The 10,245-nt window shown below is 32.2% G+C and carries 6 protein-coding genes; 4 read left to right on the top strand and 2 right to left on the bottom strand.

Features of this window, described 5'->3' with window-relative positions; all coding sequences use genetic code 11:
* Positions 1-951 precede the first annotated feature (951 nt).
* Positions 952-2,232, bottom strand: coding sequence for a UDP-N-acetylmuramoyl-tripeptide--D-alanyl-D-alanine ligase (murF, locus tag ACH2BP_RS09855; protein WP_395059418.1), 1,281 nt, complete (start codon positions 2,230-2,232; stop codon positions 952-954).
* Between the two features lie 69 nt (positions 2,233-2,301).
* Entirely contained in the window at positions 2,302-4,047 is a 1,746-nt protein-coding gene (gene gldJ, locus ACH2BP_RS09850; RefSeq protein ID WP_395059416.1) for a gliding motility lipoprotein GldJ, read from the bottom strand.
* Between the two features lie 203 nt (positions 4,048-4,250).
* Here gldJ and porU point away from each other — a divergent pair, with 203 nt between their 5' ends.
* The 4 genes from porU to ACH2BP_RS09830 all read left to right on the top strand — a co-directional run.
* Positions 4,251-8,075 (top strand): type IX secretion system sortase PorU, encoded by a 3,825-nt coding sequence (gene porU / locus ACH2BP_RS09845; protein WP_395059414.1) that lies wholly within the window; start codon positions 4,251-4,253, stop codon positions 8,073-8,075.
* Between the two features lie 42 nt (positions 8,076-8,117).
* Positions 8,118-9,311 (top strand): type IX secretion system outer membrane channel protein PorV, encoded by a 1,194-nt coding sequence (gene porV, locus ACH2BP_RS09840; protein ID WP_395059412.1) that lies wholly within the window; start codon positions 8,118-8,120, stop codon positions 9,309-9,311.
* A 72-nt stretch (positions 9,312-9,383) separates the two neighbouring features.
* Positions 9,384-9,866 carry a cytidine deaminase gene (cdd, locus tag ACH2BP_RS09835; RefSeq protein WP_395059410.1) on the top strand — a complete coding sequence of 161 codons (483 nt, stop codon included), beginning with the start codon at positions 9,384-9,386 and terminating at the stop codon, positions 9,864-9,866.
* Positions 9,867-10,006: 140 nt separating this feature from the next.
* On the top strand, positions 10,007-10,245 hold a 239-nt coding region (locus tag ACH2BP_RS09830), incomplete at its 3' end, for a thiamine pyrophosphate-dependent enzyme (protein WP_395059408.1).

Raw genomic sequence — 10,245 nt, 5'->3', positions numbered from 1 at the left:
TTATACCAATATTTTTGTAAAAAAATAAAAATTGTTTGTTTTAGTTTGTTTGATGAAAAAATGCTATAGTTCCTCAACTAAAGCATTTTTTTGTGTTTTAAAATTTTAAGACCGAATGTTTAAGTGCCTAATTCGCAAGGGATTTAAGTGGAAATGCTTTTCTTTTTTAAAAGAAAAAAAGAAAAGATTCTAGGGAAAAGATCGACACATTTATTCATGCGACAAGGAATTTATAAAGAATTGTAAAATTACAAGTTTTGTTATTTGGATATTCGTTGCATTTAGTATTGGTTGGTCTACAAATTACTCTTCCTAAAAACGAAATTGCTATACCAATTTTGCCTCAAATTACTTTGGTAAAATTTGTGTCAATTGCTTTCGACTTTATTATCATCTTTGGATTCAGTAATTAATCCAATTCTGGGTGCAACTCGAATGATATTTAAATAAGCGATAAAACCTTCAGATTGGGATCAGCTTCATACATGATTACAATGGCTGATTTTCTATCAATCCCTTATAAAGCGACAATTTTGGTTATTTTTGTTGGAATGTTTTTGTCTTATTTAAGGGTCTGATTAATTTCGATGAGCCAACGGGCTTTAATTTTGAAATCCTACCTCTGTTTAAGTTCGGAATTAAATAATCAACATTGGAAATTAATAGGCTTTCATATTTGGGTAATATCAAATAATGAAGGATCTATCTTATTGATATTTTTATCAGTATCTTGGGAGATAAAACCACCATCACTATTAATTGATATAGATTTTTTTATAATCTTGTGGTTGCTTATTTCCTTTGTATTTTACTATTAATTGTCCTAATTCTTGATTTCATTTATTGAATAGTGACACGTTTTTTATTTGTCCTATGAAGTTACAGAATTTATTTTTTGAAAGAAAAAAAGTCCCACATTACTATAGGACTTAAATTGTTTGGCTGTATGTTTTAAATGATTTCTAATGTTCTCTCTAATGCCATTCCTCTAGATCCTTTGATTAAAATTTTTTGATTTTTAGGATTAACTGTTTTAAAATTTTTTTCAAAATTTTCATATGTATCGAAAAAATGCAAATTCTCTTTTTCAATTTTGCTTTTGAAGAAGTCTTTACCAACAAAATAAGTTTCAATTTGTGTGTTTTCTAACAATTGAATCACTTTTGCATGTTCGATTAAGCTCTCTTTTCCTAATTCGAACATATCGCCTAAAATAGCAATTTTTTCCTTTGCTTCTATTTGAATAAAGTTTGAAATAGCAGCTGTCATACTACTCGGATTTGCGTTATAGGCATCTAAAATAATATGATTGCTATTTTTTTCGATAAGTTGGGAGCGATTATTTGTAGGAATATAATTTTCAATAGCTTCTTTAATGTCAATATCAGAAATGTTAAAATATTTTCCAATGGTTATAGCTGCAATTATATTATTTGCATTATATAATCCTATTAGATTTGATTGTGTTTCGATTTTATTATATTTAATTATAACCATAGGGTTCGCTGCGATAGAATCAATTTTAATATCACTTTTTGCTTTTTGTGAAAAACTATAACGTGTAATTTGTAAAGTTTTTTCATTTTGAATTTCATCATCAAGATTTACAAAAGCTGTTTTTCTATATATTTCTAGGTAATTATATAATTCACTTTTTCCTTTTATCACGCCTTCTATTCCTCCAAAACCTTCTAGATGTGCTTTGCCGAAATTTGTAATGTACCCAAAATCAGGTTCTGTAATTGAACATAGTAATTCGATTTCTTTTTGGTGATTTGCACCCATCTCTACAATCCCAATATCAGTATCTTCGGTAAATGATAGTAATGTGAGCGGAACGCCAATATGATTGTTTAGATTACCAATGGTTGCTTTAGTATTGTATTTTTTTGAAAGTACTTCGTTTATAAGTTCTTTGGTTGTTGTCTTTCCGTTGCTTCCTGTCAGGGCAATTATGGGAAGTCCTAATTGCTGACGATGGTATTTTGCTAGTTCTTGTAATGTTTGTAAACTGTTTGATACAAGAATCATTTTTTTCTTATCAGTATGATATTTTTTGTCATCAATTATTACAAATAATGCACCTTTACTTAACGCTTCTTCGGCAAATGTATTGGCATCAAAATTCTCTCCTTTTAGGGCAATAAATAAAGTGTTGTTTTCTATTTTTCGTGTATCCGTGTTTACGGAAGTACACTGTAAGTAACATTGGTAAATTTCTTCGATTTTCATAATACGAAAGTAATAAAAAAATAAAAGCCCTAAAGATTTAGGGCTTTTAAATATAGTATAAAGGAATTATTAATTTCTTGCTCTTTTTGGCATATCAGATTTTGGTCCAACTCTAGACATTGCGCATCTAAATCCAATATAATCAGAAGCGATGTCTTGTTGGCAATATCTTCTTTGTGCTGGATCTAACCAATATGCTCTGTCTCTCCAAGAGCCACCTTTGTAAACTCTTACGTCGTCACCAATAAGTGTTGTTCTTTTTGCAGATTTGTCATATTTTCTATCCATTTTCCCTGTAGTATCTGCAGAAATTTTTTGAATAGGAGAATCATACATTCTGTTTTTGTCATCTTTTTTTGCTTCCCCTTCTTCAGATGCACCGTAGTCAAAGAAACGAGTAGATTGTTTGTCTCCGTCTCTATAGTTTATTTCATTACTCTTGTCAAAGTTTTGTCTTAAGTAAGTTTCTTTTTCATCTACAGGAACTTGAGCGATATCGCCAGGTTTATTTCTAGCAATAACTTTACCATTACTTAATGTGTCGTATTTGATGTTTTCGGATGTCACTAATTCGATTTTTCCATCTTCACCAATTTTATTTTTAGTGTAAACGTTTCCACGAACGTAGTTGAAATCATTTGCTTCATCATCAATCATAGGTCTGTAAACATCTAGTACCCATTCTGCAACGTTACCAGCCATATCGTACAATCCAAAATCATTTGGTTTGTATGATTTTACAGGAGCAGTAATATCAGCACCGTCATCAGACCACCCTGCTATTCCTCCGTAATCACCTTTTCCTTGTTTGAAATTGGCTAGTTGATCTCCTCTTGAAGATCTGCTTCCAGAACGTGTGTAAGAACCTTTCCAAGGATATTTTTTCTGACCTCTGTAAAGATTGTACTCTCTATTTCCTACATCAGCAGCAGATGCATATTCCCATTCTGCTTCAGTTGGTAGTCTGTATTCAGGTAAAAGTATTCCTGAAGTTTTTTGTGCGTATACATTTTTTGGACCATCAGTTCCAGTCGCATCTGTACTAGCAGTTGCATCTGGTTCAGCAGCAGCTTCTTTTTTAGATTTTTTAGCACTTTTTCCGCCTTTACGACCAGTCTTTTTCAAAATAATTTCTTCGTTTCCACCAAATGATGTTGACGGGGTTGCTAAATATGCTTCTGTGCTAAAAGTATTGTTGGCATCTACATCAACAACTTTCGCGCCTTTTTTCATATACCCTTCTCTTTCAAGTACTGATTCGTTTACACGATCAGTTCTCCACTTGGCATATTCATTTGCTTGAATCCAGTTTACTCCTACAACAGGGTATTGAGAGTAAGCAGGGTGTCTCAAATAATTATTGGTCATAGTTTCGTTATAACCCAATCTATTTCTCCAGACTAATGTATCTGGCAGAGCTCCGTCGTAAATGTTTTTATAATTTTCTTCTGTAGGAGGGAATACCCTTTTTGTCCAATCTAAATATTCCATGTACATAAGGTTTGTAACCTCAGTTTCATCCATATAAAAAGATTGTACGTGTTGCTGATTTGGTGTATTGTTCCAATCATGCATAACATCATCTTGAACTTTACCCATTGTAAATGTTCCACCTTCAACTAATACTAATCCAGGAGCAGTCTCTTGTTTAGTGAAATTATTGTTGTATTGGAAACCACCATTGGGGTCGTTAATCTTCCATCCGGTAGCGGAAGAAGTGTTTTTCGAACTAGACTTTTTACTACAACTAGTAAATCCAAACAGTACTATTAATGAAAACAGTACTCTTACAGTCACAATTTTGTTTACTTTCATACTTTCGTAGGTAATTATTTTGTGGCGCAATATAACAATTAACCATTAAACTGCAACACCTTTTTTAGAAATATTTAAAAAAACAATAAAAAAAATATTATTATGTTATTTGTATAAAAACGTACTATATCTTTTTATATTGTATTTTAAATTTTATTTTTACTCACTAAAATAAAAAACATTTAATAACGTTATATTTGAATATGAAAAAAATCGTCAGTTTAATTGTCATATTTGTTTTTCAAACAGTTGTTGCTCAAAACAATAATAATATTAATATTAGTTGGGTAGACGGAAATTATTCTGTTACTGAAAATTACAAAGTAAGTATTCCTAATTTTAAATCGGATTTCTTTATATATGATGCAGTAAAAAAGTCTATTTTGTTTTCTAAAAAGCTCGAAGTTCCCTTTGCTATTAATGAGGAAAGCTTAAAACTATCAAACATTATTTACGAAACTATAGCTGAGGAAAAATTAGGGGATTTAGATAAGTCCCAAATTCCAGAAGCACTTAATGCAACCATTCTAAATGCAAAGGCAAGGGTGGTAAATTATGGTTTGCTAACTTTTTCACCTATTATAAAAGAAGGAAATTATTATAAAAGAGTAAAGTCACTAAATTTTGATTATGTTACTGTAGTTGAAAACGAGGTATTTCAGAAGAATATTGCGACACTATCTAATTCGGTATTAAAAACTGGAGTTTGGCGCAAATTTTATGTTCAGAAATCTGGAATATATCGAATTTCTAAAGCATTTTTATCCAGTTTGGGTTTTGATGTAAATGTAGATCCTCGAACAATAAAAATTTACGGGAACGGAGGTAGGATGATTCCGCTTACAAATTCGGTTCCTTATCCAACGGATTTAGCTGAAAATGCAATACAGTTTGATGGAGAAAGCGACGGTGTTTTTAATGATGGTGATTCTATTTTGTTTTATGCTGAAGGTGTCGATAATTATAATACAGATAGTGATACTCACATTAATTTATATGCCGAAAAATCTTATTATTATGTAACTTCATCTGCTTCTAACGGTAAGAGAATTTCCTCAATTTTAGAATCTACACAATCACCTGATGTGATATTTACAACTTATGATGAATACCAGTATCACGAAATTGACATGACTAATCTTGCACGCTTAGGAAGAAAATGGTATGGAGAACAGTTTAAGGTTACAAATGATCAAAATTTTCAATTTTCATTTCCTAATATTGTTACAACAAGCCCTATATTGTTAAAAGTTCAAACTGCTGCTGTTAGTGTTGGTAATTCTACTTTTTCTGTAAGAGCAAATAATATAAATGTAGGTAATATCAATTTATCTGCCAGTTCATCAAGTGTGCTTGGAAATCAATCGGCTCTTATAAATACTATAAATGCAACAAGTGCAAATATTTCAATCAATTTGAGTTATAACAATAATGGTGTTCCAAGTGCTGCAGGCTATTTAGATTATATAAGTTTAAAAGCAAAATCAAAACTGAATGGTTTAGGTAAGCAATTTAAATTTTCTGTAGAAGAAGTTTCATCTTCTTTAGGAACTTGCGAATATCAAATAAGCAATGCTTCATCTATTGGGCAAGTTTGGGATATTACAGACATATATAATGTAACTGCAAAAGTAAATGCTGGACAGTCTTTATTTTCTTTCAAAACGTTTATGGGTGAAGAAAGAAAATATATAATCGTCGATAATTTTGATGTTTATACACCCTTAAAAGATGGTAACACAATTGTAAATAACCAAGATTTAAAAGGAACAGTTTTTTTAAACAATCAAGGCGTTTTTAATGATGTGGATTACCTTATTATTTCCCCAGCTTCATTAAGTATTCAAGCAGAACGATTAGTGAAATTTCATAGCACAAATTCTAATCTAAATGTAAAAGTAGTTAATCTCGAGAATTTATATGAAGAATTCTCATCAGGAAAACAAGATATAGGTGCAATTAGAAATTTTGTAAAATATGTTTATGAAAATCCATCAGCACCAAGTGAAACTGTGAAATATTTATGCCTTTTTGGTGATGCTTCTTATGACTTTAAAGACAAAACTAAAAACAACACCAATATTGTTCCTTCTTTTCAATCTATGGAGAGTTTTTCGCTTTCAGGATCGTTTGTTTCCGATGATTATTTCGGATTAATGGATCCTAATGAAGGAAGCATGACAAGTGCACTGGGTTTAGATGTAGCTGTAGGTAGAATGTTGGTTTCTAGTTTGCCACAAGCAGAACAAATGGTAACAAAAGTCATAGACTATTACGACAAAAAATCGTACGGAAGATGGCGAAACAATCTAGTTTTTTTGTCCGATGATGTAGATAAAGATAGCGATGCTACATTGGAAACTGATTTAGATGATTTAACAAATAGAGTTACGCAAGAAAAGCCTTTTTTTAATCCCAAAAAAATTCATACTGATTCTTATGTGCAAGAAACAACATCGGGCGGACAAAAATACCCTAAAGCCAAAGTGGATTTTATAAATTCATTCGAACAAGGCGCCTTGGTTTTTAATTATTTCGGACACGGAGGAGAAGATGGCCTTGCTGGAGAAAGACTTTTTGAAACAAAAGATGCTATGGCATTAAATAATAGATATAAATATCCGTTATTTATTACTGTAACCTGCGAATTCACGCGTTTCGACAATCCTTCAAGACCAACTGCGGGTGAGCAAACTTACTGGAATCCTTTTGGGGGAGCGGTATCAATGGTTACCACAACGAGGCAAATAGGACAGTCAACAGGAGAAATTTTTAATGTTAATTTTGCTTCAAAATTATTTGCTTACGGGAATAATAATTATCCTTCAATTGCTGAAGCAGTAAGGTTAACAAAAGTTATGTCTTCAAATTCAGGAAACAATGTGGTTTTTTATATAGGTGATCCAGCGTTAAAACTCGCCATTCCGAAACCAAAAATAAGATTAACAAAAATAAATGGAGTCCCCATCACAGGTTCTCCAGACGTTTTACAAGCATTAGCTTATGCCACAATTTCAGGTGAAGTTACAGATGAGTTCGATGCGCCAATAACAAACTACAATGGAGAATTAGCGGTAAGTATATATGATAAAGATATAAATAGAACTACTTTAGGAAATGACGGAACATATGTAAATGGAGTTCTTCAAGTCATGAATTTCACCACATTAGGAGAAGCCATTTTTAGAGGAAATGCATCGGTTACAAACGGTCTGTTCGAGTTCGGTTTTGTTGTGCCGCGTGATATAAAAATGCCTGTAGGAACAGGGAAAATAAGTTTTTATGCAAAAAACAATAATATTCTAGAAGACCAAACAGGTTATGATCTTTCTTTGAAAATAGGAGGATTAAATGTCAATGCTGTTGCCGATGTTGTGCCTCCCAAAATAAGAATTTACATGAATGATGAATCTTTCGCTTCTGGTGGAATAACAAATCAGTCACCGTTATTTTTAGCATTTCTGGAAGACGAGCATGGTATCAATACAGCGAGCGGAATAGGTCATGATATTGTTGCTTATTTAGATGGTGACGAAACAAAGCCGTATATTTTGAATGATTTTTATGAAACCGAACTAAATAATTACACAAAAGGTAAACTAAAATATCCTTTCAGAAATTTAGCAATAGGGTTGCATACTTTAACATTCAAAGCTTGGGATGTTTATAATAATATAGTAACCGCCGATTTACAATTTATAGTAGCAGGAGACGAAACATTATCATTAACAAACGTCTTAAATTATCCAAATCCATTTGTAAATTATACGGAGTTTTGGTTTACTCATAACAAGCCGTTAGAGCAACTGGAAGTTCAAGTTCAAGTATTTACCATTACTGGTAAAATAGTTTGGACAAAAAATCAAATTGTAAGCAATGAAGGTTTTACCTCTCGTGACATTACTTGGGACGGGCGAGATGATTTTGGTGACAAAATAGGGAAAGGAGTTTACGTTTATAAACTCACCGTAAAATCGAATGTTACTAATAAAAAGACTGAAAAAATAGAGAAATTAGTAATTCTTTAATAAAAGAATATATATTTGTTAATTATTATATAAAAAAATAAAATGAAGAGAGTCGTTTTTATATTGTCTGGATTATTTATAGGAATTAATGTTTATGCGCAAACCGAACGTCCTATAACAACAGGTGTTCCGTTTTTATTAATTGCTTCGGATGCTCGTGCGGCAGGTATGGGAGATAACGGAGTTGCCACCTCGCCCGATGCCTATTCACAACAATATAATCCTGCAAAGTATGCTTTTTCAACAAAGAAACAAGGTTTCGCAGTAAGTTATACGCCATATTTAACAGCGCTTGTCAATGATATTTCATTAGGACAACTTAACTATTTTAATAGAATTAATGAAAGAAGCGCCATAGGATCAAGTTTGCGTTATTTTAGTTTGGGTGAAATTCAATTGACAGATGATCAAGGGACAAACTTAAATATAGTAAAGCCAAACGAATTAGCATTAGATTTATCATACTCATTAAAATTGAGCGAAAAATACTCAATGGCAGTAGCAGGGCGTTATATTAGGTCTAATCTAAAAGTAGCTTCAGGTACAGTTGATGCTTCGGCAGCAAGTACTTTTGCAGTAGATATTGCTGGTTATTATCAATCTGAAGAGATTGCTTATACTGATTTTAATGGTCGTTGGAGAGGTGGTTTTAATTTTCAAAATTTAGGACCTAAATTAAGTTATGACGGAAATACAGGAGTCGAAAATAATGCTAATTTTCTTCCTTCAAACTTACGTATAGGTGGTGGTTTCGATTTTATTTTAGACGATTATAATAAAATTTCTGCTAATGTTGAGTTTGCAAAATTATTAGTGCCAACTCCACAAATTCCGGTTCCGGTCGATTTAAATGGAGATGGAGATACTTTAGATCCTGGAGAAAATGGTGTGTCTCAAGCTAATGCAGATTATAAAGCGATTGGATGGACTTCGGGAATTTTCAAATCCTTTGGTGACGCACCAGATGGTTTTAGTGAAGAACTAAAAGAGTTTACTTATGCTGCGGGAGCAGAATATTGGTATCAAGACTCGTTCGCTTTGCGTTTGGGTTATTTTCACGAAAGTGAGCAAAAAGGGAAAAGAAAATATTTTACTTTAGGAGCAGGGTTCAAATATAATGTAGTAACTCTAGATGTTTCTTACTTGTTTTCGGCATCAAAAGTGCCAAACCCTTTAGAGAATACATTGCGTTTTTCTCTAACATTCAATTTCGGTGATGACTATGATCAGAATTAAAATCAATAAATAATAAATAATTAATCCAAATTTCAATTACTGAGATTTGGATTTTTTTTCCCTTAACAAATTATGAAAGAGATTAATATAAATACGAAACTGTCGGTTTTCGAATCTATGCAAGAATTACCTAACGATGTGCATAACTTAATGCAAAAAGCAATTGAAGTTCGTAGGAATGCTTATGCGCCTTACTCTAAATTTAATGTAGGAGCTGCTATTTTACTTGATAATGGAGAAGTTTCTGTAGGTTCAAACCAAGAAAACGCTGCCTATCCGTCAGGATTGTGTGCCGAGAGAGTAGCGATTTTTCATGCAGGAGCTATTTATCCACAGGCAAAAATTGTAAAAATGGCAATTACAGCAGGTTCTACTACATCTGCAACAACAAAACCTATTCCACCATGTGGTGCTTGTCGTCAATCTATTTTTGAATACGAATTTAGACAAGACAATCCAATAGAAATTTATTTTATGGGAGAAACAGGCGAAATTTATAAATCAAATTCTATTCAAAATTTACTTCCATTAACATTTGATAAGAACTTCTTGTAATTTTTATTAAAAAAAAGCAGTTAAATTTTACTCCTTACTTGGAATGTCTTATTTTTGCTATTCGCAAATTTGTAAAAGGTCAATATTTAATGTTTATAAGATAATTTACAAGCGGAAAATACTAGAAAAAGAAAATTTAGATGAAAGAAATTACAAAAGAAGTTTACTTAAAGTGGTACGAAGACATGCTACTTTGGAGAAAGTTTGAAGACAAACTAGCAGCGCTTTATATACAACAAAAAGTAAGAGGATTTCTTCACTTATATAACGGTCAGGAAGCAGTTCTTGCAGGTGCTTTGCACGCTATGGAATTGGGGAAAGATAAAATGATTACCGCTTATCGTAACCACGTACAGCCAATCGGAATGGGTGTAGATCC

The organism is Flavobacterium sp. (assembly GCF_043756175.1).
Lineage (GTDB): Bacteria > Bacteroidota > Bacteroidia > Flavobacteriales > Flavobacteriaceae > Flavobacterium.
This window is presented reverse-complemented; position numbering and strand designations above follow the sequence as displayed.

Coding starts and splice junctions, on each gene's coding strand:
- gldJ (WP_395059416.1), bottom strand. CDS start 4,047: ATGAAAGTAAACAAAATTGTGACTGTAAGAGTACTGTTTTCATTAATA.
- murF (WP_395059418.1), bottom strand. CDS start 2,232: ATGAAAATCGAAGAAATTTACCAATGTTACTTACAGTGTACTTCCGTA.
- porV (WP_395059412.1), top strand. CDS start 8,118: ATGAAGAGAGTCGTTTTTATATTGTCTGGATTATTTATAGGAATTAAT.
- cdd (WP_395059410.1), top strand. CDS start 9,384: ATGAAAGAGATTAATATAAATACGAAACTGTCGGTTTTCGAATCTATG.
- porU (WP_395059414.1), top strand. CDS start 4,251: ATGAAAAAAATCGTCAGTTTAATTGTCATATTTGTTTTTCAAACAGTT.